21 protein-coding genes are annotated in these 24679 nt (G+C 59.9%); 8 read left to right on the forward strand and 13 right to left on the reverse strand.

The annotated features are described in order from the left end of the window. Positions 1–89: 89 nt before the first annotated feature. Entirely contained in the window at positions 90–842 is a 753-nt protein-coding gene (locus ACS4RR_RS07260; protein WP_456189901.1) for a Crp/Fnr family transcriptional regulator, read from the forward strand. Between the two features lie 184 nt (positions 843–1026). Here the strand turns inward: ACS4RR_RS07260 and ACS4RR_RS07265 are convergent, their stop codons facing one another. Then, positions 1027–2049 carry a glycosyltransferase family 2 protein gene (locus tag ACS4RR_RS07265; protein WP_456189902.1) on the reverse strand — a complete coding sequence of 341 codons (1023 nt, stop codon included), beginning with the start codon at positions 2047–2049 and terminating at the stop codon, positions 1027–1029. A 132-nt stretch (positions 2050–2181) separates the two neighbouring features. Continuing rightward, positions 2182–3093 (reverse strand): glycosyltransferase family 8 protein, encoded by a 912-nt coding sequence (locus tag ACS4RR_RS07270; RefSeq protein WP_222386831.1) that lies wholly within the window; start codon positions 3091–3093, stop codon positions 2182–2184. A gap of 308 nt (positions 3094–3401) precedes the next feature. On the opposite strand from ACS4RR_RS07270, the gene ACS4RR_RS07275 reads away from it, so the two are divergent. Continuing rightward, positions 3402–3701 (forward strand): hypothetical protein, encoded by a 300-nt coding sequence (locus ACS4RR_RS07275; RefSeq protein WP_456189903.1) that lies wholly within the window; start codon positions 3402–3404, stop codon positions 3699–3701. Positions 3702–3889: 188 nt separating this feature from the next. Here ACS4RR_RS07275 and ACS4RR_RS07280 read toward each other — a convergent pair whose 3' ends face one another. The 5 genes from ACS4RR_RS07280 to ACS4RR_RS07300 form a co-directional block, all read right to left on the reverse strand. Then, positions 3890–5359, reverse strand: a complete 1470-nt coding sequence (locus tag ACS4RR_RS07280) for a hypothetical protein (RefSeq protein ID WP_456189904.1) — start codon at positions 5357–5359, stop codon at positions 3890–3892. A 116-nt stretch (positions 5360–5475) separates the two neighbouring features. Further along, positions 5476–6861, reverse strand: a complete 1386-nt coding sequence (locus tag ACS4RR_RS07285; protein WP_456189905.1) for a polysaccharide biosynthesis/export family protein — start codon at positions 6859–6861, stop codon at positions 5476–5478. 5 nt (positions 6862–6866) lie between these two features. Next, complete coding sequence (locus ACS4RR_RS07290) at positions 6867–7889, reverse strand: glycosyltransferase family 2 protein (RefSeq protein WP_260109324.1); 1023 nt, start codon at positions 7887–7889, stop codon at positions 6867–6869. Continuing rightward, positions 7886–9646 carry a GumC family protein gene (locus tag ACS4RR_RS07295; RefSeq protein ID WP_456189906.1) on the reverse strand — a complete coding sequence of 587 codons (1761 nt, stop codon included), beginning with the start codon at positions 9644–9646 and terminating at the stop codon, positions 7886–7888. The genes ACS4RR_RS07290 and ACS4RR_RS07295 overlap by 4 nt, the downstream gene beginning before the upstream one ends. Positions 9647–9762: 116 nt before the next feature. Next, entirely contained in the window at positions 9763–10464 is a 702-nt protein-coding gene (locus ACS4RR_RS07300) for a sugar transferase (protein ID WP_017965906.1), read from the reverse strand. Positions 10465–10937: 473 nt separating this feature from the next. Between ACS4RR_RS07300 and ACS4RR_RS07305 the strand changes: the two genes are divergently transcribed. From ACS4RR_RS07305 to ACS4RR_RS07325, 5 genes are all read left to right on the forward strand, one after another. After that, positions 10938–11675: a Crp/Fnr family transcriptional regulator gene (locus tag ACS4RR_RS07305; protein WP_026154330.1), complete on the forward strand. Its 738-nt coding sequence runs from the start codon at positions 10938–10940 to the stop codon at positions 11673–11675. After that, complete coding sequence (locus tag ACS4RR_RS07310) at positions 11675–13021, forward strand: glycosyltransferase family 4 protein (RefSeq protein ID WP_260109322.1); 1347 nt, start codon at positions 11675–11677, stop codon at positions 13019–13021. Before ACS4RR_RS07305 ends, ACS4RR_RS07310 begins: the two co-directional genes overlap by 1 nt. Next, positions 13018–14262, forward strand: coding sequence for a glycosyltransferase family 4 protein (locus ACS4RR_RS07315; RefSeq protein WP_456189907.1), 1245 nt, complete (start codon positions 13018–13020; stop codon positions 14260–14262). The genes ACS4RR_RS07310 and ACS4RR_RS07315 overlap by 4 nt, the downstream gene beginning before the upstream one ends. Positions 14263–14341: 79 nt before the next feature. Beyond that, positions 14342–15823 (forward strand): lipopolysaccharide biosynthesis protein, encoded by a 1482-nt coding sequence (locus ACS4RR_RS07320; RefSeq protein ID WP_170278803.1) that lies wholly within the window; start codon positions 14342–14344, stop codon positions 15821–15823. Positions 15824–15873: 50 nt separating this feature from the next. Next, positions 15874–16701 (forward strand): glycoside hydrolase family 16 protein, encoded by an 828-nt coding sequence (locus ACS4RR_RS07325; protein WP_456189908.1) that lies wholly within the window; start codon positions 15874–15876, stop codon positions 16699–16701. Between the two features lie 197 nt (positions 16702–16898). Here ACS4RR_RS07325 and ACS4RR_RS07330 read toward each other — a convergent pair whose 3' ends face one another. The 6 genes from ACS4RR_RS07330 to ACS4RR_RS07355 form a co-directional block, all read right to left on the reverse strand. Further along, positions 16899–17972, reverse strand: a complete 1074-nt coding sequence (locus ACS4RR_RS07330; RefSeq protein WP_260109319.1) for an ABC transporter ATP-binding protein — start codon at positions 17970–17972, stop codon at positions 16899–16901. Further along, positions 17969–18898 (reverse strand): PfkB family carbohydrate kinase, encoded by a 930-nt coding sequence (locus tag ACS4RR_RS07335; protein WP_260109318.1) that lies wholly within the window; start codon positions 18896–18898, stop codon positions 17969–17971. Before ACS4RR_RS07335 ends, ACS4RR_RS07330 begins: the two co-directional genes overlap by 4 nt. Further along, a complete protein-coding gene (locus tag ACS4RR_RS07340; protein WP_222386819.1) occupies positions 18899–19921 on the reverse strand; it encodes an SIS domain-containing protein in 1023 nt (340 codons plus the stop codon). After that, positions 19918–20763, reverse strand: coding sequence for a carbohydrate ABC transporter permease (locus ACS4RR_RS07345; RefSeq protein ID WP_456189909.1), 846 nt, complete (start codon positions 20761–20763; stop codon positions 19918–19920). Before ACS4RR_RS07345 ends, ACS4RR_RS07340 begins: the two co-directional genes overlap by 4 nt. After that, positions 20763–21647: a carbohydrate ABC transporter permease gene (locus tag ACS4RR_RS07350; protein ID WP_260109317.1), complete on the reverse strand. Its 885-nt coding sequence runs from the start codon at positions 21645–21647 to the stop codon at positions 20763–20765. Before ACS4RR_RS07350 ends, ACS4RR_RS07345 begins: the two co-directional genes overlap by 1 nt. A 74-nt stretch (positions 21648–21721) precedes the next feature. Beyond that, the gene (locus ACS4RR_RS07355) at positions 21722–22960 is read right to left on the reverse strand and encodes an extracellular solute-binding protein (RefSeq protein ID WP_018481755.1); all 1239 of its coding nucleotides are present in this window, start codon (positions 22958–22960) and stop codon (positions 21722–21724) included. Between the two features lie 222 nt (positions 22961–23182). Here ACS4RR_RS07355 and ACS4RR_RS07360 point away from each other — a divergent pair, with 222 nt between their 5' ends. Beyond that, complete coding sequence (locus tag ACS4RR_RS07360; RefSeq protein WP_456189910.1) at positions 23183–24394, forward strand: ROK family transcriptional regulator; 1212 nt, start codon at positions 23183–23185, stop codon at positions 24392–24394. Positions 24395–24679 lie beyond the last annotated feature (285 nt).

Genomic DNA, 24679 nt, shown 5'->3' on the forward strand with positions numbered 1-24679 from the left:
TTATTTTATTACTGTTTGACTTTCTAATTCAACTTATTACGAATGTCTATCGATCTAGTAAGCCAATTAGTCTGCGTGGAGTTGCACTTATGGATGGGGTGATTAGCATCAGAGACGACAGAACTAGAGGAAACGCGGCGCGAATAGGCGAAGCGATTACTTTCGGAACTGTAGGTATTGTTTACGGTGATCGGGGGGATTTGGATCACGAGTTCCCGTTTTGCCGCTCGAGTGTTCGCAAGTTTCGTCGCGGTGAGCTTATTGCCAGCGCCGGTGTCCTCATCGACATGTTCGCCCGTGTGCAGCGCGGAATGGTGAGTGCAAGCACCCCGCTTGCCGATGGACGAGAGTTCATCGTCGAAATCATTCCTAAAGGTGGCTTGATCGGCGAATTGGAAGTGCTGCGCAAGCAGTCTCTCAACCTGGAATATCGGGCCTCCTCGGACTGCGAACTCCATTACTTCGACGGTCGATTACTGCGGGACTTGTGTGCGAACGATCCGCAATTTCAGGTGAAGATCCTGTCAAAGGCGCTGGCGCGTGTTTCCGAACTCGAACTGCGGATCATTGCCAATGCCGGATCGAGTCTAAGGCAGAGAGTGGCCCGGACGCTGCTGCGTCTTTCCGCCCTGTACAGAATGGATGCGGAGAATAGTGGCGATGAGCTGATCATCTCCCAAAATGACCTAGCCGCAACGCTGCCGGCGTCGCGTGAGAAGGTCAACCAATGCCTGCGGCGTTTGCGCGAGAACAAAGTGGTCGACGGGACACAGGGCAAAATCCGCATTCTCAATCGCAAGGCGCTTGAGGCTTATGCCGAGGGTGTGACGTCTCTCGTTTGAGGCGGCGCCTCGATAAAATAAAACGGAACGGCAGAAGCCTCAACAGAACCCGCCGCCGGCGGGCTTTGTGTTTGATGGGGAGTTGATAGTCAGATGATGCAGGCTGAAAGCTCGGGTTGACGTGTTGGCTCTTGTCTTCATGCGCGTCGTCCCAAAACCGCTGCGCATTTTTGGACGACTTGCATTAGACTTCGGTCTCGGAGGCATTCCTCCAGTATTTCCAGCCTTCACCCTGTATGAGCCCGTGATCGGACAGGTCCTTCCAACTTCTGTAGGTCCCCGTATCGTCATGGACGAAGTCATCCATGTTCTTGCCTGAGGAGTATACGGTGTATTCTTCCGTATGTTGGGACCGGTGTGCAGCATCGGCAACTTTGTGCACGAAGGTCGACAAAAACTTGAAATGCAGAAGGGCGCCGGATACGCCGAGCGCTCCGCGCATGTCGCCCAAATTCAGCGAGAGCGGCCAGACCTGGTGCGATGATTTGAGAAACAGACGTTCACCGGCCACATAGACGAGAGGTATCTTGTTGAGCGCGGGGCCGTCCCACAGCCTGTCGTGGAAGTAGACCCGCCCGCGAACGCCACCCTTGATCCATATTGTCCGGTTGCGTTTGTCGAAATGCGCGATATAGCCGGATCGGTCGAAGAGATTGCAGACCTCGAGCGGGTTGCGACCGGGTTCGCAGATGTTGTCGAGAACGGGATGCGGGCTATACATGTCGATCATGACCGAGCGGAGCGAGTGGCCGCCCATGGATTCGATATAGGCGGTCAATTGATCGATCGGCCGAGTGTCGCAATGGGGATAGACCAGAAATTCATCTGCATCGACATACAGGACCCACTTCTCCCGGCAGTGCCGGTTGATAACTTCGTTGATCCAGTCGTTTCCGAATCTCGCCGCCTTGTAGGACCCATGAGCGGAAAGAAGGGAGACGTCGTCGAAGCTGGACAGCAACTCGGCTGTGCCGTCGGTCGAGCCGTTGTCGATGCAGATGAAGTGCTCGAAGCCGAGATCACGATAATACTGCAGGAAGAAGGCCAGCCGGTGCCCTTCGTCGCGGATGACGCAGATGACGACGTGGCGCGCCTGCTTGAGGCCGATGCGCAGCAGGTCATAGCGAACCTGCCGAGCCTTGAGCGACCGGCGTAAGCGGGCTTTCACATAATGCGAGATACTGGCGGCGGAAGCCCTATAACTCATATTCTGTCCTGAACATTATCCATTCCTGGAATGAATGGATGAATACTTGCGCTTCCGTCTGCAAATCCACGGCTCGACCGGCGACGCTGAGTTCAGTTTCGCGAACATTCAGGTCGGACCAGCAATACATCATCATACGGCATAATCGCCAACCAGCAGGCTCTGAACCCGAGGATTGAATTCGTCTTTCTCAATCGCGTGTTCGATGCGCGCCCGTATCGATCGATATTTATACAGCATCTTACGGTCGAAGCTTATTCCGCGATACAGCGAGTTGTAAATCGGATGTGCTTTGCGCAGGTCGACGTACACTTGGCTTTCTTTATCGGTCCATGGAAAGAAGGTTCCGTGCCATGGCTTCGGATGCGCCATATAATGGACGATCGACAAGGAGGACATGGTCACCAGATGAAGGAACTGTTTGGGAAAGTTCCACCGGTTCGATACGAGGATGAGCGATGAACCGCAGACATAGTTCAATGCGCCCTGATCATGTTTGCCATCGCAAGCCTCGGGATTTCTAGCAAAAAGCTCAAGCGCCTCCTGTCCTATCCAGCCGTTGCGATGGAATTTCAGGACCCCTGCATTGAAATAGTGGCTGTCCTTTCCGGTATCGAGGAAGTCATGGATCGCCGTGTAATCGCGCGCCGCGAAAAACCTGCCTTCGGGCACAGTTGTACTTTCGAAAGCACCCAGATCGCTGACGATCTGGGTATCCCCATCGAGGTAGATGATCTGAGTATAATGGGCAGGCAGGATCTCGCAAAGGACCAGCTTGGCCATCGTGCTGACGCTGATGCGTCCCTGGAAATGCGAACTGTCGAGCTTGCCGAGGGAGTCCTGCAGCGCCTCAGTCGCATCGATCAATATGACCCCGTTCGTTGCGAGCAGGGCTTTCAGCTCTTCGAAATTGTCGAGATGTTCCGACATGAGGACGCAGACATCGGTCACGGGGCTTGCGAATTTGCGAGCCTGAAGCGCCGAGAGAATGGTCGGAAATGAATATTCGACATCCGTGACGTAGACGACGCACTGATTATTCATGTCATCACCCTTCCGATTGTGCGCAATACGATTGAATCGGCATTGTCTTTGCGAGGCGAGGGAACAGTTGTGAATTGAGCCGACAGGTCTGTCATATGAAGGCCCTGTTCAGTATATATTGCCGACATCCAGTCCAACTGGTGCTGAATCGGTATCTGGCTGACGGCGGCTTTTGCGTGTTTCATTGTTGAGGTATTCATTATGAGGAATGCCCTGTCTGTCATAAGGCTGTGTTTCGACATATCGTTTCGCGGTACGACAATTGGTGCCGGGACGTTTGGTGGAATGCGGAGGGGAGGGGGATTGTCATGTTGATCACCATACTTGTGGCAGCCGTCATTTCGATCGCTGCCGGGGCCTCCATCCGCGCCTGGGCTTTCGCAATTTTTGCATTTCTCGTCGCAATCGGCTTCGGCAGTGTGGCTTTCGTCGACGGGTCTTCGGTGATTGCGGCAATCGTCTTCGGTGTCGCCATTCTCTCGCTCATGGAAATCGGCTATCTGGCGGGCGTGTTCCTCTCGGGGTTTTTGCGACGCAGTGCCAGGCTGCGGGAAAACAATTCCGCTGCAGATAGCGTCGCGACCACCCGTGAGCGCCCGCAAGGCTAATATCGACATGGAATCCGCCGCATAGCCTTCTGCGGATGGCCTTGCAGGACGGCGTTCGTTCGCCAGTTTGTTTCTACAGGAGATTCTTGAAAGATGCGGCGTGGCCGGCTGGCTTCGGCCCCGTGCCGGCACGCCAACGGCTTGATGAGATTGCCATGCTACGCCATGGCGGAGCTCCACAGCGGGCGTCATCGTGTTGAAAACATCGGCGCTCTCATCAGAGATGTCGATGTCCCCAGTGGAGTCCGGTTGGCAAGCGATCGGGTCGCGCGGCGTGGCGAGGTATTGGTTGCCGCCAGGCAGCCGGCCGCCAGGCCGGCCGTGGTGCTGAACAGCAAACCGAGATCGGTGCCGCTTCCCGATATCGCCGCCGAGGCGACCTGGGCGATGGATGCCATCACCGCCGCGTTTCCGATCGCGTGCATCTCCCGATTGCCTGACCTATGCCGGCCCGAGGCTCTCACGAGGCTGTACAGGAAGGCGGCGAAGAGAAGAGTGCCGGTCAATCCGACATTGGAGAGCAATGCAGCGATGAAACTCGAGGCTCGAACCGTGCCGAGCCCGGCGCCGAAGGTGGCAGTATCGACGAATGCGATCAATGCCAGCGTGTTCCAGGCAGTGCGCTCTTCGCCGGATTGCGATTGAAGCTTGTCTGACAAGGTGGTGTTCACCAAGCCGGCGATGGAATCCCACGCATCGGGGACAAGGCTGAGCGCGACGATGGCGCAGGGAATCAAGAACAGCGTGATCACCAGGAGTGCCACGTGCGGGGTCGTGGCCGGGCCGCCGATCAGTCGTTTCAAGCTATAGAGCACGAACATGCAGACAACGAAGATGCCGGCGATATAGGCGGTTGTTGAGGTGCAAAGGACGATCGTCGGGCCGATAAAAAGCGTTGCAAGTCCCGCCATGCGGCTTTGGACGCGCTCCAGCCAAAGCATGAGCGTGAAGGAAAAATAGGTCAATGCGACCGCGCCATAAGTGCTTGCTTCGGGAAACGGACCGACGATGCGTTTGAAGCCGCTGATGGTCTCGGCCGTATGCATCGTATAATTCGCATTTCTGATGACATCGAGCAGGTAGGACTGGTCGGTCAGGAACGTTCCGATATCGACCAACGCCAGGGCAAAACATGCGATCGAGGCCACGATCAACTGCAGTGCGATGAAACGGGCATATCCGAGCCTGGCAAGCCCCGAGATGGCAGCAAAGCAGGCCAGATCGCCGAGCAGATAGAAGGACTGGCTGAGATTGGACGAACCCGGCGACAAGGGAGCGGCCACCGTCGACATCATGCCCGTGGCGTCTCGTGCAGAGGAGTAGACCAAGGTCGCGCCCGCAAAGATGCGGGGCAAGAAGAAAGAGGATGCTACGGAAAACAGGATGTAGCAGGCAAACCAGAAACCAGGACCCGGATAGGCGAGACTGGTCAGCATGGCCTGTGTTTGAGCCGGGCGTAACAGGGCGGCGGCCACGAGAAAAAGTACCAGTAGATGGCTTGGCTGGATGCTGCTGCCGCCGAGCGCGGGCAATTGGAGAGCCGCTGCGGCCCCCAGCAGCGTCGACAGGCAAAGGGTCGCCACCGCAAAACGCGCGCCGTTGACCATGCCGAGCAGGCCAAGCAGCAGAACGATGAAACCGATCGGTTCTATCGACATGCTTCAGACCCCGATCCGGACGGCAAGCGGCGGAGGTGCCGAAGACGGGCATCCGCCTTTCGGCGCGATGCTTGGGGCGGAAGCCGCCAGTTGTCGTCGATGCTCACAACCGCCCCCTAATTCGATCCCGTCTGGGATATCCAGCCGGCAGCCGATTGATTATCGCCTGCCACATTCGACAGCGGGACGGTCGAGCTTTGCTGCTGCGGTGCGGACTGCAGCTGCAGCGGAGGCGACGGCGTCTGAAGGTCGGTGTCGATACCGATTTCGACGACATCATGCGGCTGCAAGGTGGTCGTCTCGTCCGCCTCGATATTGCGATAAGTCCCGTCTTCGTTGCGACGCACGATCCTGTAGTTCTTCTGCGCTCTGCCAAGACCCGGCGTTTCCGTATTCATCTGGGCGAGTTGCGCGCTGTAGCCAGCCTGCTCGCCCAGAAGCTGGGCCACCTGGATATCGATCGCCGCTCTGCCGATCGCCAGATTGACCTGGTTCAGCAGTTCCTGGTTTTCGCTGTTCTGCCGGTTGACGATATTGATCTTCGAGCGGTCGGCTTCGCTGAGCCCCTGGCGAGCCGTGGTCAGGGCGACTTCGAGATCGATCAGGGTGCCTTGCGCATCCGCGACTCCGCGGTCGACCGAGACCTGACGGGAATTGCTGACCAGGCCCTTGCTCACCAGGCTGTTGACATTGTCCAGTTCCTTCTGCGCCAGGTCGATCTGCCGTTTTTGCGAATTGATCTTGGCCTCGAGAGACTGGACCTGCTGGCCGTAGAGACGGCTGAGGTCGCTTGCCGCTTCGATCTGGCTTTCGATATCGACGCGTCGCAGCCGCATCAGGTTCAATTCCTGCGCCTTCAGCTTGTCCACATCGGGCGTTCCGGCGAGCTCGGCAGGGATCTCGAAACTCTGTTCGCCGGCAATCTCGGCGCGCAACCGCGCCTGGCGCATCAGAAGATCGCGCCGGTTGAGAATGGCGGTTCGATAGGCGCCGGCGGCCTGGATCCGGTCGCGCTCGAAGACGGTATTTTCCTCGCGCTCCCGAAGGAAGCCGCCGGCGATGCTGACGGCCTTCATAACCGTCATATCGGCCTCAAAAGCATAGCGCCCAGGGGTCTGCACGGTTCCGGTTACGAAGATCGGTGCATGTTGAGCGATCTCCACCGCGATGAACGGTTTTCCCGGCAGTTCGGCCTTTTCGGAGAGCGCAGTGGCGATCGCATCGGAAACCTGTTCCGTCGTCTTGCCGATCGCCTGCACCTGGCCAGCGATTGGGATCGCCAGATTGCCGGTATCATCGACCGTATATGTCCCGCCGAGTGCCTCCCAGCTCGCATACCGGGCATCCGAAGATCGCCATTCGACGACACGCAGTCGCACCTGATCTTCCGGCACGAGCGTATAGTTTTCCGCATGAGCGACGCTCCAGCCGGTTACGCAGGAAGATACCAGCAAGGCAAAGGCGGCGGAGATGAGGCGATCGGACAAGGATGTGCGCTGCATGTCTGCTATCTCCTTTTCGTTGCGATCGGCGGCGAAGGCAGCTCGCGCGGCGAGGGATTGCCGAATTCGAGAATGCGGGACGGAGAGGCGCGGCCGATAAGAAGATCGGACAGGGCCAGCAAATTGCCGTTCAAACGTCCCCAACGGTCGACCAAGCGATCATTGAACAATAGGCCCCGCGTATTCGCCAGGATGTTACGGCTGATCTGTGCAACGGCACGGCCCTTCGACATCGTGCCCTTCCGGGTCAGGTAGACAGGATTGGCAACCTGCGAATAGCCGAGTCTTCGGCCGGGCTGGCGCCCGGATCTGACGCCGAGGTGCACCCCGCGGGCACCTTCGACACGGACGGACCTGCCATAGCGGGCGATGGACCGACTGAAATCGACATCCTCAAGCCAGCCGTAGAGCGGCAATTGTTCATCGAAGGCCAGCGCGTGCTCGAGAATGGGTGAAAGGCGAACCGCCATATTGCATCCGTAGGCGTTATAGACATCCGTCACCTGCACGGCTTCTTCGGCCGCAGTTTCAAGAACCTGCAGAGCATTTGACATGCTGAGGCCGCCGTCGAGGATGCCATCGGCCAGAACTTCGCCGGTGGCGATCGCCACGTCGGGGTTTGCCGCAAAGACGGCCGCCATCCGCGACAGGAAGGTCGCGGCGGGAATGAAGTCGTCATCCAGGAAGATCAGAACATCCGTATCGGCAGCGGCCGCCTGGATGATCCTGTTGCGCTGAGAGGTCAGGCCGCGGCTGCCGACGATGACTTCCACGTCGCGGCGGTCGGCGAGCCCGGCTGCGTCGTCGATCACGGGCACGCAGACGATCAGCCGCTTGGCCTGATCCTGCAGGGCCGTGAGATAATCCACCGTCTCCCGCAGTATCGAGGGGCGGCCGGCCGAAGCGATCCCGACGGCCATTCGCAATGGGCGGTTCGCGTGCCCCGCCATGGCTTCAGCGCCGCAAGGAACGGGCGCCGGTCCGATCGGGCTGTGCTGCCTGGTTGCTTCTGCCGAAGGTGAGGTCATGAATCTATTCTTTTCGGTGCATGATTGATGATCGCGCCGAGGATCTCCGCGCCGACATTCCGCAGGGTGTCGATGACGCGCATGGTGTCGTCGATCGAGGTGCGCCCGTGCGACGTGACCACGAGGACACCGTCCAGTTCCGGCGCGATCGCATTGGCATCCGGCGACGCGGAGAATGCAGAAATGTCGACGAATATGGCGTCGAACTCCTTTTTCAGTTCGGCGAAACTCAACTGCGTGCGGCGGGAACTGAGGCGTATGGCTGGCGTCACCGCTTCGACTTTGCCGAGGGGAAGAAATCTCAGCGTCGGGGTGAGGGCCAATGCCGCCGTCTGGATCAGTTCGCCATTTTCGAGAACGTCGACGAGACCTGTGGAACTATGCGGGGCGATCGATTTGCTGAGCGACGATTTCTGTGCGGCTGCATCGATCAGCAGCGTGTGAGCGCCTGATATCGAGGACAGCACCGCAAGTTCGCATGCTATGGTCGACGCCCCGCTGCCGGGATTGACGGCGACGATTCCAATGACGACCCGGCGTTTGCGCCGAAGACCGACGACTGTCGCGCTCAGTTCCGCCATGCCCGGTATGACAGGATAGGCGGCTGTGCTGCTGCTGCCGGTACCGGCAGCAAGGAAACGTGCCGGATGACTATTGCGGATCCGCCTCGATGTTGCCAGCAAAGTGACAAAGGGCAGTCCGCCGGATTCCGCAATCTGATGGGGACGGATGATCCGGCGATCGCCGGCGTGCCTGATCATGGCGAGTGCCAGCCCGACGCCAAGACCAACCGCCGACGCAAAGGCGATAATGAGCGCGCTGCGTGGTCTGGCCTTCGAAAGCGGCAGTGTGGCCTGCGAGACGATCGTGGCATCGGATACCGGGTAGGTGATGCGCTGCCGGGCTTCCGTCAACTGGTTCAAGGTATTTTCGTAGAGGGTGCGGCGGGCGTCCGTTGCACTCTGCAGCTCCGCAAGCTTGAACTGATCGCGCGGATTGCTCGTGAAGCTGGCCAGGGCGCTGGCAGCTTCGGCCAGTCCACGCTGCTGCTCGCTTACAAATCTTGCCAGCCATTCGCTGTATTGGCGGGAAGCATTGGCCTTCATCGCGATATTCTTCTGGATATATTGCCTGGCGAGCATATCGGCGATGTCGACGGCCCTTTGAGGGGTCGACGCAGCAGCCGAGATCTCGATGATCGTCGAACTCCCGACCCGGCGTATTCCTATCATGTTCAGCAGAGTAGCGATGGCCCGATCCTGGATCCGATCGTCCTCCGCTTGCGGCTGTGCCTGGCGCGGCCCTGTGCCTACTGCTTCCTGCGATTCCGAATCCGATTCAGAAGAAATCCCCATCAACCAGTTCTTTGCCCTATCCTGCAGCGAAGGCGCCTGATCGACAAAGCCAGGATCGGTATCGAGACCAAGTGCCCTTACCGTTTCGCCGATGACATCGCTGGATCTGGCGATCTCCAGCTGTCCCTCTATGAATGCGTCTTCGGCGAAAGACCTTTGTGCTTCGGTGCCGCTCACCTGCGGGAAGATCACAAGTTGCGTGCTGGCAACGAAAGTCGGCTCGGCGCTCAGCACATAGATCCCCGCCATTGCGAGGAAAACGAGCGTCGTCGCCACAATCCATCGCCAGCGCATCCTGAGAAAGAAGAGCATATCTCGCAAGGTCAGCGGCGAATTCCCGCCAGTGACTGCGGCAGGCAGAGATATCGGAGAAACACCGCTGAAGATCGTGCTTGAGGTCATGTCGTCCTAATCCAAAATGGCGAGATCACGGAGTAACCAGGGAGTGGCAGCTTGGAGGGGACGGGGGCAGCGTGTCTTCCGATTTCACGCATGGTCGGCAGCTTCCCCTTGAATGCTCAGTAAGAGCCGCGCTGCGAAAACAGAGCGGGAATGGTCTTGGCAATGATGACGAAGTCCCGACCGAGCGACCAGTTGGCGAGATAGTGAACGTCGAGGGAAACCCGGTACTCATAACTGACATCGTTGCGCCCGCTGGTCTGCCAGTGACCGGTCAGGCCCGGGCGGACGGCCATGTAGGCCCAAATATGCTCGCCGTAGCGCGGCAATTCCTCGGCGGTGATCGGCCGGGGGCCGACAAGGCTCATGTCGCCACGCACGATATTGATCAGCTGGGGGAGTTCGTCGATGCTCGACCGCCTCAGGATCTCGCCGACGGCTGTAACCCTCGGATCGTCCTTCAGCTTGCGTGTCTCTTCCCATTCGCTTCGCGCAGCCGGGTTGTTTTGCAGCAATTCGGCAAGCTGAGCACTCGCATCGGTCTTCATCGTGCGAAACTTGAGGCACCCGAACGGCGCTCCGCCGACGCCGATACGCGTATGGGAATAGAAGACCGGGCCGCGGTCGCTCATCTTCACGATTATTGCGACGATCAACAGAAGCGGGGAAAGGAGGATCAGCGCCGTGATTGCGATGAAAAGGTCTATCGCGCGCTTCGACGATCTGCCTGCGGCACGAGGCCGGGACGAATGGAGATCGCCGTCTTTCGCGGACCGTCCGACACGCGACCAGGCCTCGAAACTATGTGCTTCCCATGTCATCGATGGTCTCCAAAACATTCCGATTAAGAACCGTTCAAAGTTTGCTGCGCCGCACTCTGGTTGTCTGTTACCAAGGTCATAATCCTTAATAAATTGTTTATGCTACTAACGGGCAATGGAGAGTTTGGATTACATCATGACGGCGTTCTTTTCATTTCAAACGACAATCTAAGCTAATTCGGGACGATTATCTTCTGATGCTTATTTATCAGTTTTGATATCACCATTTCGATTATTGCTGTTTTTAATTCAGTAAGCCATTTTAATAGGCAGTCATATTCGATCAAACGGCGGTTTTTTGGCTCCACTGAGGTTTTGAATTCAGTTCGTGATGTATATTTTGTTTTGAATCTAAGTAGATGCTTTATCTTTACGTCAAATTTCGCTGATGTTATTTGACTCTCATATTAAGGCAATATAAATGATGCAGCGCAGCATTTTCTATGGTTATTCGAGTATTCGGAGTTATGCGCATGGATGGGGCGACACACACATCAGATCGCAGGGCCGGCATCGGCAAGCCGGCGATATCGGCTAACGGCAGCATTCATCTCAACAGCCGCATCGTCATCGACGACGAATTTCTTTCCTGCCGGTCGAGCGTCCGGCGGTTCCGGCGCGGCGAAGTCATCGCCGGAGCCGGCGTCCTTGTCGATACCTTCGCGCGCGTCCATTCGGGGGTGGTCAGCGCCAGTACGATGCTGCCCGACGGCAGGGAATTCATCGTCGAGATTATTCCGAAATCGGGCCTCATCGGCGAACTCGAGGTCCTGCGTAGGCAGACGTTGAGTCTCGAATACCGCGCCGGTTCCAACTGCGAACTGCATTTCTTCGAAGGCCGGTTGCTGCGCGATATGTACGCCAGCGATCCAAGCTTTCGCGAAAAGGTTTTCTCCAGGGCACTGGCGCGTATTTCAGAGCTTGAACTCCGGATCATTGCCAATGCGGCGTCGAGCCTGCAGTCGAGGCTGGCCAGCACGCTGCTGCGGCTCTCCGCTGTTTATGGAAAAGATGCGGCAAATAGCGGCGACGAACTAATCATCTCGCAAAATGACCTGGCCGCGACGCTGCCGGCGTCCCGCGAGAAGGTCAATCAATGCTTGCGGCGCCTGCGGGAAAACAAGATCATCGACGGCGGGCAGGGCAAGATCCGCATTCTCAACCGCAAGGCGCTGGAGGCCTGTGCCAACGGCGCGGTTTCGGTGAAGTGATGCGCCCATCGCTTCCCGAGGCTCTCCGATCCGCAGCAAGCGTCGGCCGTTTTCCCGGCCCAGGCACGACAAAGATCGATCGCGTGGTCATCATCGACGACTATTCGGTGGCCAGAGGCGGCGCGACGGCGCTGGCGGTGCTGTCCGCTAAGCTTTTTCGGGGGCTCGACATCCCCGTGACCTATATTTGCGGGGATGACGCCGCCAATGTGGAGCTTGTCGCGCTCGGGGTTTCGATGGTCGGTCTGAACAGCCGCGACCTGCTCAGCGCCGAGCGTGCGAAGGCTTTCGTGACCGGCATTCACAACGGCGCCGCCGTCCGTATGGTGGCGAACTGGATTGCCGCAAACGACACCGCCAATACCGTCTACCATGTCCATGGCTGGCACCAGATCCTGTCTCCGGCAATTTTCAGAGCACTGGCGCCGGTCGCCGGACGATGCGTGGTTCACGCGCATGATTTCTTTACCGCCTGCCCCAACGGCGCCTTCTTCGACTATCAGGCACAGGAAATCTGCCTTCGACGCCCGCTCGGCGGAAGCTGCATTGCGACGGCTTGCGACAAGAGAAGTTATTCCCACAAATTGTGGCGGGTCGCCCGCGGCTCCAATATCCTACGGCTGCTGAAGGATCAGGCCGATTTCGGCCGAATCATCCTGCTGCACGAGAAGATGGCTGGTTTTCTCGTCGGCGCCGGATATCGGCCCGAACGCCTGACGACGATCCGCAATCCCGTTGCTCCGCTATCCATCAATCGCATCGAGGCGGAGGCCAACGACGAATTCGTGTTCATCGGGAGGCTGGATGAGGAGAAGGGCATAGAGGACGCCGTGGCCGCCACGCGCAAAGCCGGCGTCCGGCTCTGCGTGATCGGGGACGGGCCGCTGATGCCGCTGGTCGCAGCTTCAGGAAATCACGTCAGGGCCGTCGGCTGGCAGTCGCATGCGGAGATCGGCCCGATCATCCGCAAGGCGCGCGCACTGTTGATGCCGTCGCGCTATCCCGAGCCGTTCGGTCTCGTCGCTATCGAAGCGGCCAGGAGCGGTCTGCCGGTCATCATGTCGCGCAGCGCCTTTCTCGCCGAGGAAATGCAAAGAGCCGGCATGGCGCTTGCCTGCGATACGGCTGACGAAAGCGCCTTTGCCGATACTTTGACGAGATTCAGCCAGATGCCGAGACATGAGGTCCGCGCCATGAGCGAGCGGGCTTTCCGGCTGTCGCCGGATCTCGCCTCGACACACGAGGAATGGCGCGCCGCGCTTCTTGCCGAATACCAGAGCCTGATTTCGGCGAATGCGGTTCCCGAGCTGACAGACGGTGTGGTGATACAAGGAGTATTGAGTTGACTCTCAAAGCAACAACCTCTCTTCCCGACGCGAGGGCATTTCTCGGCGATGCGCCTGTCATGGCGAAAAGACGTGTCACTGATGCCGGAGGTGCGAGCGACGCAAAGCAGCTTCGTGTCGCCATCGTGCATTATTGGCTCGTTTCGATGCGCGGCGGCGAGAAAGTCGTCGAAGAGCTGTGCCGCATGTTTCCGCAGGCCGACATCTTCACCCTCGTCTGCAACCGGGATCGCATCAGCGATTTTTTGAAGACGCGGAACATCCGCACCTCCTTCCTGCAGAGGATCCCCGGCGCGCAGCGGCACTATACCAAGATGCTGCCGCTGATGCCCTTCGCGCTCGAGCAGTTCGATCTGCAGGACTACGATCTCGTGCTGTCGAGCAGATCCGGACCCGCCAAGGGCATCATCACGCGCGCCGACGCGCTGCATGTCTGCTACTGCCACTCGCCGATGCGCTACATCTGGGATCAGTTCCATGTCTACCGTCATGGCCTGCCCTGGGTTGGGCGCGCTTTGATGTCGATCACCGCGCCCATGCTGCGCGCCTGGGACGTGACGACGTCCTCGCGAGTCGATGTGTTCGTCGCCAATTCCGACTATGTCGCAAGCCGCATCCGCCGCTTCTACGACCGGGAATCCGTCGTCATCCATCCGCCCGTTGCGACGGACGATTTTGCGGTGGGGAAGGGAAAAGGCGAATTCTATCTCTATGCGGGTCAACTGACCACATATAAGCGGCCGGATATCGCCGTTCGCGCCTGCACCGAGGCCGGGCGGAAGCTGGTCGTGATCGGCGAGGGAGAACAATTGGCTTATCTGAAGTCGATCGCCGGACCGACCGTTGAGTTTCTCGGCCACCAGCCCTTCAACATTCTGCGCGACCACCTGTCGCGATGCCGCGCGCTGTTGTTTCCGGGCACGGAGGATTTCGGTATCCTTCCGGTGGAAGCCATGGCATCCGGGCGGCCGGTCCTGGCTTTCGACGCTGGCGGCGCCAGAGAAACCGTTTCCTCGCCGCAGGTCGGTTTTCGCTTTGCGCAACAGACCACCGAAGCTCTGTTGGAAACGATGGCGGCGTTCGAAGAGGTGGAGGGCGATATCGATCCGCATGCCATCCGCGCGCACTCGCTGAAATTCTCTTCCACCGTGTTCCGCGACCGTCTGTCCAGCCTGATCGAACAACAACTGTCCACCCATGGCGACCGATCCGCCGAGGTCTTCAGAAGACGGCCGGGCTGACGGAAAAGGACGGAGCTGCCTGTCTTGCCGCTGCCACCGAAACCGTCTCAATCCGTCGACGAGGAATAGAAGATAGATCATGTCAAGCGTATCTCAGAAGACGGCGACGGCGAGTATCTGGACAATCGGCGGAAAATTCCTGGCGCGACTGCTCGATTTCGTCAGCCTCCTGGTCCTCGCAAGGCTTTTGAGCCCGGCGGATTTCGGCCTTGTCGCTATCGCGACCTCGGTTCTGGTCATCGTCGAGACAATCCTGGACCTGCCGCTGACGCAGGCCCTGATGCGCCAGCCGTCGCCTTCTGACGATATGTTTGCCACGGCCCTTACCCTCAGCCTGCTTCGAGGCGTGGCCATCAGCATACTGATGATGATCATTTCCTGGCCAATGGCTCTGATCTACGACGATTCCCGGCTTTTCTCGCTTGTCGCCGTGCTCTCCATCGCGCCTGCGATGCGCAGTGTGATCAGCCCACGCATGGTTCTGTTCATGCAACGGTTCGATTTCAAACGCGAGTTCGCACTCGATCTCATCACCAAGGGTTCGACACTGCTGTTCGGTGTCGGGGTGGCGGTCGCGACCGGCAGCTATTGGGGACTGGCGATCGGCGCGGTTGCAGGCCCGACCGCCGCGGCGATCACCTCCTATGTCTTTGCGCCGATGCGACCGAGGTTCAGCCTTTCCGAGTGGAAGCACTTTCAGGACATGATCAGCTGGAACACCGTGTCGCAGGTGCTGAGTTCGATCAACTGGCAACTGGACCGGCTGCTTTTGCCACGCTTTACCGGCTTGTCGACGTTCGGCGCCTTCAGCGTCGCCGACAATATTGCCGGTATTCCATACCAGACCTTTGTTGGGCCATTGTTGCGCCCGCTGATGGCGGCATTCTCGACCGTCGATGACCGTCGTAATCTGATCACTGCCTATCTGAAGGCGACGAACGCGATCACCTTCGTGGCCGCGCCCATCCTCATCATGCTGGCGCTTCTTGCCGAGCCGGCCGTACGGATCATCGTTGGCGAGAAATGGGCATCCGCCGCGCCGATTCTGCAATGGCTGTGCATCGTCAGTCTGCTCGGTCTGCCGACGAATATGATGCCGCCATTGGCCATGGTCCTGAATAAGACCCGTTATCTCGCTCTCCGGATGTTTGCCGAGTTCGCCGTCAGGGTTCCGGTCACCGTCCTGGGCATCGTCTATTTTCAGGTGGCAGGAGCATTGGGCGCGCGGATCGTGGCGGTGCTTGTCGCCTATGCCGCATCGCTTATCATCACGCGGCGGCTGATCGGCGCGACGTTTGCCGCTCAGTTGAACGCTTTTTTGCGGCCTCTGTCCGCGAGCTTGCCGATGATCGCTTTCCTGCTGTGGATGGCGCCGATGCTCGCCGCCATGCCTGTCGGCCTAAACCTTGTCGTCGGCCTGGCGCTTTGCGGCGGGGCAGCAGTCGCGATCTTCTGGGCCTTCGCGCTGTTGCTGTGGCAGGTTGTCGGAAGGCCAGACGGCATCGAGACCATCGTCGTCCAAAGGCTCATGCCGCGACGAAACGGGGTTCTCACCTTTTGATCGAGATAAGTGTAGTCCAACGATTGGTTTGGCGTTTTCGGAGGAGCAGGATGCGTTACGGGATATCTTCTAAGGCTCTGGGTTTGCTCATTGTTCTCGGCCTGGGGGCGTTGCCCGGGCAGCCCAGCGTGGCTCAGCAACCACTCAATATCAATGCGTACCAGCTAACGTTCGAGGAAAGTTTCGACAGTCTGGACGTCTCGGCCTTGGGGGAGAGAAGCTCCCGCTGGATCGCCCATACGCCCTGGAACGGCGATTTCGGTGACGCCAGGTTCACAGACCCAGCGCCGGGCTTTCCGTTTACCACCGATCAGGGAATTCTGAAGATCGAAGCGCGCAAGGAGGCCGATGGAACTTGGCGCTCGGGCCTGTTGTCGTCGGTGAACCCGAAAGGCGAAGGCTTCTCGCAGCAATTTGGCTATTTCGAAGCACGGATGAAGCTGCCGCCGGGCAAGGGTGTCTGGCCGGCCTTCTGGCTCATCGGGCTTGACCGGTCGAAATACACCGCCGAGATCGACGTCCTGGAATATTATGGACGCGCGCCCTACGAATTCAGCATGGGCTTTCATATCTGGCGTCAGAGCCAGGGCGGCCAGAACACGACCGGCGGCCATTGGCAAACCGTTCAGGACGGAATTTTGAACAGCGAATACCACACTTACGGCGTCGATATCCAAGCTGACAAGACGAGCTTCTATCTCGACCGTCAGTTCATCTGGAGTTTCGATACGCCGAAGGAGTTCCACATGCCGTTCTATCCGCTGGTGAACCTGGCGCTCGGCTCGGGTTGGCCGATCGATGAAACGCCGAACCCTTCCATCCTGCTCGTCGACTATATTCACGTCTACCAGCTGAAGCCGACTGACGCAGCGAATTGAACAACTGACTGGAAAACCGTTCGGTCGCTAAAGCGCGTTGCGATCTTTCAGAGTCGCTCCTCGCGCTTTAGGTCCTAGTTTTTACGCATGTCGTTATCGTAAAACCGCTCACACTTTTCGGACCACATCATGCTCTAACTATACAATGTATAACAGGATTCAGATTTTAGGCCGATCCGGCCTAAAATCATCCTGTACTAACGGCCGCAGCTGAGACCGGTTTCCGGGTCGAAGAGGTGCATTGCCTCCTCGTCGAAAAAGAGAGTGAGCTTTTCGTTGTCGCGGATTGGCGTTCGCGGCGGCAGGCAGGCCATCAGGCGCTGATTTCCGGCAAGGGCAGTGACGACGAGTTCCGGGCCGGTCAGCTCTGCGACCTCAAGGGTTGCCTCGATCGATGGGCCGGTGCCGTCCGTGCGAAGCGCCTCGGGACGGATGCCGAGGATAAGCTCGCGGCCATTGCCGACCGCTTCTCGGAAACGGGCGTGCAGGGGCAGGATCGCATCGGAGCCTGAAAGCGCCAGGCGACCGTCACGCGCCGTCGCCTTCAGCAGGTTCATCGGCGGCGCGCCGACGAAGGTGGCGACATAGAGCGTCGCCGGATGGTTGTAGATCTCCTCCGGCGTGCCCAGCTGCTCGATGCGGCCGTCGCGCATGACGGCGATGCGGCTTGCAAGGGTCATTGCCTCGATCTGGTCATGGGTGACATAGACGACCGTGGTTTTCAGCATCTGATGCAGCCGCTTGATTTCGGTGCGCATCTCCATGCGCAGCTTGGCGTCGAGGTTGGAGAGAGGTTCGTCGAAAAGGAATACCTCCGGCTTGCGCACCAGCGCGCGGCCGATCGCGACGCGCTGGCGCTGGCCGCCGGAAAGCTGGCTCGGCTTGCGGTCGAGGAGGTTTTCGATTTGCAGGAGCTTTGCGGCATCGTGCACGGCCATGTCGCGCTCCGGCGTCGGCACCTTGCGCATTTCCAGGCCGAAGCCGATGTTCCGGTGCACCGTCAGATTGGGATAGAGCGCGTAGGATTGAAAGACCATGGCGATATCGCGGTCCTTCGGATGTACGCTAAGCACGGAGCGGCCGCCGATCCTGACATCGCCGCTCGTCGCCTCGGCAAGGCCGGCGATGATGTTCAGCAGCGTGGACTTGCCGCAGCCGGAGGAGCCGAGCAGCACCAAGAACTCGCCGCTTTCCAATGAGATGTCGATGCCTTTCAACGTCTCGACGTCGCCGTAGGTCTTGCGGATGTTCTGAATTTCGAGCGCGCTCATCGCACAGGCTCCTCAGGAGATGACGGGCCGCCATAATTGCGGGGAAGGGTGGAGATGGCGCGCGAGGCGACTGCGGTTCCCGCCTCCAGGCAGGACATCAGCGACTCATCGCTCGCAAGCGCGGCGAGGAAGGCGGCGTTGAAGACATCGCCGGCGCCGATCGTATCGACGACCTCGACAGCGGGTGCCGCCACCGAAACCAACAGGCCGTCCGGCCCGATCGCGAGAGCGCCGTCCGGGCCGCGCTTGACGACGATGATTGCGGCCTCCGGCATATGTGACCTGATGTGGCAGGCCGCCTCGATCGGATCGGCGATGCCGGCAAGCGTCGTCGATTCGACCTCGTTCAGCAGCGCAATACCGCTGCGGGAGAGCCATGCGCGTGTCGCCGCGCAATTCTCGTCTGTCCAGCCGTCGAGCGGCCAGCCGGTATCGAGCGCGACGGTGATGCCGTGGCTGTCGGCCCAGTCGAAGAAGGCGTCATAATCCGCTGTCAGGTCGTCGGTCAGGAACGAGCCGCAGAGTAGGGCGTAACCGCCGCTGAGGCGAGTGCCGTCGAGGGCCGCAAAGACGTCTGCCAGACTGAAGCGCGGCAGATGGCCCCTCGTCGTGAAGAAGGTGCGCTCGCCGTCCGGATGGGTAATGCCGACGGAGAGCGTCGTTTTCTCAGGACGGACCTGCCACTTGTCGGAACGGTGGCCGAAGGCTTCGCTCAGCCAGCGGCCGAACTGGTCGCTGCCGACATTGGCGGCGATCCCGAATTCGACGCCAAGCGCTTGCCAGGCGAGCGCGCTGTTGCCGGCGGCTCCGCCGACCCGCAACTCGTCATGATCGACGATGATTTCCGTCCCGGCCTTCGGCCAGGGGGCGGCCGGTCCAAGGATCAGGTCGATGTTGACGTTGCCGATGACTGCAAGCGGCCGCATTCATTCGCTCCGGGTGATCTTCGTGGAGCGGACTGGCGTTCCGGCATTCTCCACGCGAGCATCGGCAAAGGCGATCATCAGCCGCTGGGCGACCGGCAGCATGGCGAAGATCGCGGCAAGACCGGTTGCAGGCGCAAAGCGGATGGTCACCGCGCCGGCGACCGGCGCTTCGCCCGAGGCGTCGAACAGGATGACCGGGGCGCCGGTCTCGACGGCGGATGCCGCCATTGCGGTGACCAGGCCGGCCGTTTCGTCCATGCCGCGGAAGAGCACGACACCGATCTCCGATCCCAGCATCTCCATCGGTCCGTGGCGCAACTGGCCACCTTCAAGCGAGAAGCAGGGACGGCGCGACAGCTCGGTCAATCCGAGCGCGAGCGCCTCGGCAACTCCCTGCAGCCGGCGGCCTGAGGTGACGACGGTCGCGACGTTTTCGAGTGCCGAGAGGGCGGCGGTGATGTCACGGTCTTCCGGCGTCTTGAGGGCGGCAAGTGCGGCGTCGGGATTTTCGCCGAGGGCGGCGAGGATGGCCAGATGCAGAGCGAAGGTCACCGTCAAGCTGCGGGTGGCGGCGAAGGCTAGCTCGGTGCCGCCGGTGCCGGCCAGCGACGGGGCGGTTCTTGCGAGGAAGGAACCGCCTTCGAGCGTCAGGCCGAAGGTCTCTTCCGTGCCGCCGGTCTCGTCGAACCAGCGCAGGACTTCGGCGCTTTCGCCGGATTGCGAGGTGACGAAGATCGTCCTGCCGGCGATCGGCAGCGGCTGGCCAAGCTGCTCGGACAGTGGCAGGGCGATGGCATCGATGCCGTAGGCCCGGTAGAGCGGCTCGACGGCGCGATTGACGGCATGCGAGCCGCCCATGCCGATGAGCAGCAGCCTGCCGGTCTTTTTCAGCGAGACGGCGGCCCTTGCCGCCATCGGCTGGGCGGCTTCATAGGAGGCGATCGCATCGGCATGCTGGCGCGCCATTTCGCGATCGATCGCGGCAAGTCCGGCCGGCCGGGTTCTTTCTGCTGTCATGTTCATCCCTTGACGCCGCCGCTGGTGAGCCCCGAAATCAGGGCGCGTTGCATGACAAGACCGATCAGCACCGGGGGCAGGGCGGCGAGCACGCCTGCCGTCGCAATCAGTCCGTAATCGGAAACGCGGCCGCCGGCGAGATCGGCAATGGCGACAGTCAGCGTCTTGGCGCGCTGGTCCGAGGTGAAGAGCAGCGCATAGAAGAATTCATCCCAGGCAAGCAGGAAAGCAAAGAGGCTTGACGTCGCGACCACAGGGGCTGCCAGCGGCAGCGTGATGATGCGCAGCGTCTGGAACAGGCCGGCACCATCGATCATCGCGGCGGATTCGATCTCGCGCGGGATGGAATCGAAACCCGATTTCATCAGCCAAGTGGTGAAAGGCGCCAGAATGGTGAGATAGACGAGAGCGAGGCCGAAGACGTTGTTCAGCAATCCGAGATGGGACAGGCCCATATAGAGCGGCACGGCGAGCGCCACCGGCGGCAACATATAGGTGGCGATCACCATCGACAGCGACCATCCCACCGAAGGCGTGCGCGACACAGCCCAGCCGGCCGGAATGGCGAGTGCGATGGCGGCGATCGTCGCCATGCCCGCCACTTCGATGCTGTTTCGCAGCGACGAGGTGAAGGCGGCGCCGGCGCTGTTTTCGAGCGTCGAGAGCAGCACGCCGTAGCGAGAGAAATCCGCCGTCTGCGGCCACCAGCGCAGCGGCTTTGCCGCAAGGTCGGCGGCCGGCGAGATGCTCATAATGAACAACCATAGGATCGGCGCCAGGATAACGGCGGCGAGCAGCAATGCGCAGAGGTGAATGAAGGTGGAAAAGAGCGGGCTCCGGCGTTCCATCAGGCCACACTCCCCGCCGCCCTGCGCACCAGAGCGGCGTAGCCGGCAGCAAGCAGCGTCACCAGCAGCGTGACGATCAATGCCAGCGAGGCGCCGGAGCCTGCCCGCTGGAAGGAGAAGGCTTCCTGATAGACGAGGATCGACAGCGTGCGCGTGCTGTTGGCCGGGCCGCCGCGGGTCATGACCCAGATGATGTCGAACACTTTGAAGGCCTCGATCGTGCGCAGCACCAGCGCCACCATCAAGGGGCCGGCAAGATAGGGCAGAACGACGAAGCGGAAGCGGGCGAAAGCGCCGGCGCCGTCGACGAGCGAGGCGGCAGTGATGTCGCGCGGCACGGCCTGGAGTGCGGCCAGCGCGATCAGCGCCACCAGGGGGAAATTCTTCCAACAGTCGGCGACGATGAGGGCTGCCAGCGCCGTGCCCGGTTCGCCGAGCCAGGAGCGGTAGGCCTCCAGCAGGCCAAGTTGGGTCAGCGCGGCGTTCAGAGCGCCGTATTCCGGATTGTAGATCAGCCGCCAGAGCGTGGCGTTGACGACGGTTGGCAGCGCCCAGGGTAGGATCATCAGCGCACGAAGTGCGGTGCGGCCACGAAACTGCTGGTTCAGCAGCAAGGCTGCCAGAACGCCGATTACCATTTCGGCGGCGACCGAAACGATCGCGAACCATGCGGTGGTGATGAGCGTGCGCTGGAAATTCGAGCCGGAGATCATGTTCGCGTAGTTGTCGATGCCGACGAAGTTCCCTTCCGTGCCGACGAGCTTGGCATCGGTGAAGGAGAGGCCGACGGTATCGATCAGAGGCCAGCCAATGACTGATATCATGACCACGAGAAGCGGCAGCATCAAAAGCCACGCGCGGGTTGTCAGCCAAGTGCCCGACATCAAGGCGACCCTTCTTCATTACAGGTTTTGGAGACCGGGCGACGGCCGGCGCCGCCCGGGTTTTCATGGCTTGATCAGAGGCCGCTATTATCTGCGGCCGACTTCAGCGCGTCCTCTGGAGAGGACTGGCCGAGCAGCGATTCCTGGATCGCCTGCTGCAGCGCGGTCGAGAGCTCCTGGTATTTCGGCGTCGTCGGACGCGGATACATCGCGGCCAGGCCGATCTTGGCGGCGGAGATCAGCTCTTCCTGGCCCTTGGTGACGGCTGGGTCCTCATAGGAGGACGCCCAGATCGGCAGGCTGAGCTTGGCATAGGCATTCTGCGTCGCCTGCGAGGTCATGAAGGTGATGTATTTCCAGGCTTCATCCGGATGCTTGCTGGCCGAGGTGATGCCAAGGCCCATCGAGCCGTTGACGGCGGAAGCCTCGCTCTTGCCGGCAACACCGGGCGCCGGCACGACGCCGACCTTGCCTGCGACCTTGCTGTCCTTCGGATCGTTGGCCATGTTGTACATGTAGGTCCAGTTCAGCGCGAAGGCGGCATCGCCGTTTTCGAAGACCTTGCGGACGTCCTCTTCCAGGAATTCCTTGGAATTCGGATTGGTGAGGCCGGAGGAATAGCTGGAGACCATGTACTTCAGGGCGTCGAGGCCGCCGCCGGTCTGGAAGGCCGGCTTGCCGTCCTTAAGGAAATCGCCGCCATAGGCGCTGACGAGCGTGGTGTAGTCGCAGATCGCGGCTTCGGCCTGCGACCAGCTCCAGGCGATCGGCGTGGCAAGCAAGCCCTTGTCCTTGATCGTCTTTGCCTGTTCGGTCAGTTCGTCCCAGGTCTTGGGCGGGGTCTTGATGCCGGCCTTTTCGAGGATTTCCTTGTTGTAGAACAGGTATTTGGTGTCGAGGATCCACGGCATGCCGTAATATTTGCTATCATATTGCACAGTGGTCCAGGCACCCGGCAGCACGCCTTTCTTCATCTCGTCGGTGACGCGAGAGGAGACGTCGACCAGCACCTTGTTGGTGGCGTATTCGGCCGGCCAGATGACGTCGAAGAGGACGACGTCATAACCACCGCCGGAACCCTGCGCCAGCACCGTCTTGTCGTGCAGGCCTTCATAGGGAACGAATTCGAGATTTACCTTGATATCGGGGTTCGCCTTGGCGAAGGCGTCGGTCATGGCGCGTACATCGGCCTCGCTATAGGCGGCCTGCGCCATGAAGAGCGCGTTCAGCGTCGTTTCGGCGAAAGCATGCGGCGCAAGGGATGCGCCGATCAAGGCCGCACCCAGAAGCGTCTTGTTAAAGGATTTCAGCATTGCAGCCTCCAGATTTTGACATTTACGCATTGCCGAGGGCGGTCCTCCGCCATCGGTGTTCGAGAAGGCACGCGCGAAAACGTGCCGGTTCGTCGTCTCGGAGCGTCGTCGGAGGCCTTGCCGGCCTCCTGCGTTCCCTGGAACTCTTCGGTCCCTTAATAAGTCAAGTGTCTTGACTTATTACTTCTTCAACATTCTATTGGAGTCAAGAGGAAATTGCACATGAATGACAGCCGCCCGATCCGGGCCAAGAGCGGGACCAATCACGAAGGCACCAGTGCGCATAACCGGCGCGTGATGATCGATGCCCTCAGGATCAACGGTGCGCTTTCACGCGCCGATCTGGCGCGGGCGACGCGGCTGACCAAGCAGACGGTGTCGAATATCATCGAGGAACTTGAGCGCGACGGTCTCGTCAGTTCGCAGGAGGCGGTGAGGAGGGGCAGAGGCCAGCCGTCGACACCCTACGGCCTGGTGCCCGAGGGCGCCTTTGCGATCGGCCTGCAGATCGACCGGCATGTGACGCGGGCGGTCGCGGTCGATCTCGTCGGCAGCGTTCTCGTGCGTGAAGAGGCCGGCCTCCCACCTGGAGGTCCGTCGAACGGGACGAAGGTCATCCTCGACCTCGTCGCCGGCATAAGGTCAAAGCTTGCCGGGATCGTCCAGCAGTCGGAAAAGCGGCTGGTTGGTCTCGGCGCCGCCATGCCCGGGCCTTTCGGGGTTGCTGGCAGCGGCGATGATCCTTGGATGATGGAGGCCTGGCAGAAATTTCCGTTGTTGGAAACGCTGACCGCCGGCACCGGGCTCGATGTCGGCCTGCAAAACGATGCGGCGGCGGCGGCGACTGCCGAACGCATGGTGGGAGCTGCCCATGGCCTCGACCACGCCGTCTGCCTCTTTGTCGGCTATGGCATCGGCGCCGGCCTCATTCTGAACGGCGAACTCTACCGCGGCACCAACGGCAATGCCGGCGAGATCGGCATGGCGCTGCTGTTTGCCGACGGCAAATCGACGCCGCTCGAACATCGCGCCTCGCTCGCCTCGCTCTATCAGCATCTATCGGTCGATCCCGGCGATCCTCATCTGCACGCACGTATCAACGATCTTTCCTTAAGAGGCGATCAAAGCATCCACACCTGGGTCGAAGCAGCGGCAGTGGACCTGCGCTGGAGCATCCATCTCATCGAGACGCTGTTCGATCCGCAGACGGTGATCCTCTGCGGCAGCGCGCCGGAAGCGCTGGTGAACAGGTTGATTGCGGCAATCGGCCCGTTGCTGCCGTCGATCGCCGAACGTCGCGGCCGGACGCTGCCGCGCCTGCAGCCCGGCATGGCTGATCCCTGGTCGGTGGCGCTTGGCGCTGCCGCCGGACCGATCAGCCGTGCATTCGATCCGCGTTTTGCGGCGATCCTGAAGGATTCCCTTCAATCCTGAGGCCTAAATCCTGAGGTTGCACACCAGTGCAAAGGCGAAAATGCCAGCGTTTTTGCAAGTTTCGTTGCGGCGGAGTAGCCGAATAAAGGCACTCTGTTTCAGTATAAATAAATATTAAATATCCCCTAAAATTCCATTGTTTTGAATATAGCTGCAATTTATTGGCAATATGCTGAAGCAAGCTTTGAAATTTCTCTAAATATTTCCCTAGGATTTGCGAATGATGGTTGTATGAAGGTTTTATGACAACTGTATTTAGATAATTTCATGTCATGTAATATTCAT

The sequence above is a fragment of the Rhizobium zaerense genome (assembly GCF_051810725.1).
GTDB classification, from domain to species: Bacteria; Pseudomonadota; Alphaproteobacteria; order Rhizobiales; family Rhizobiaceae; genus Rhizobium; species Rhizobium leguminosarum_I.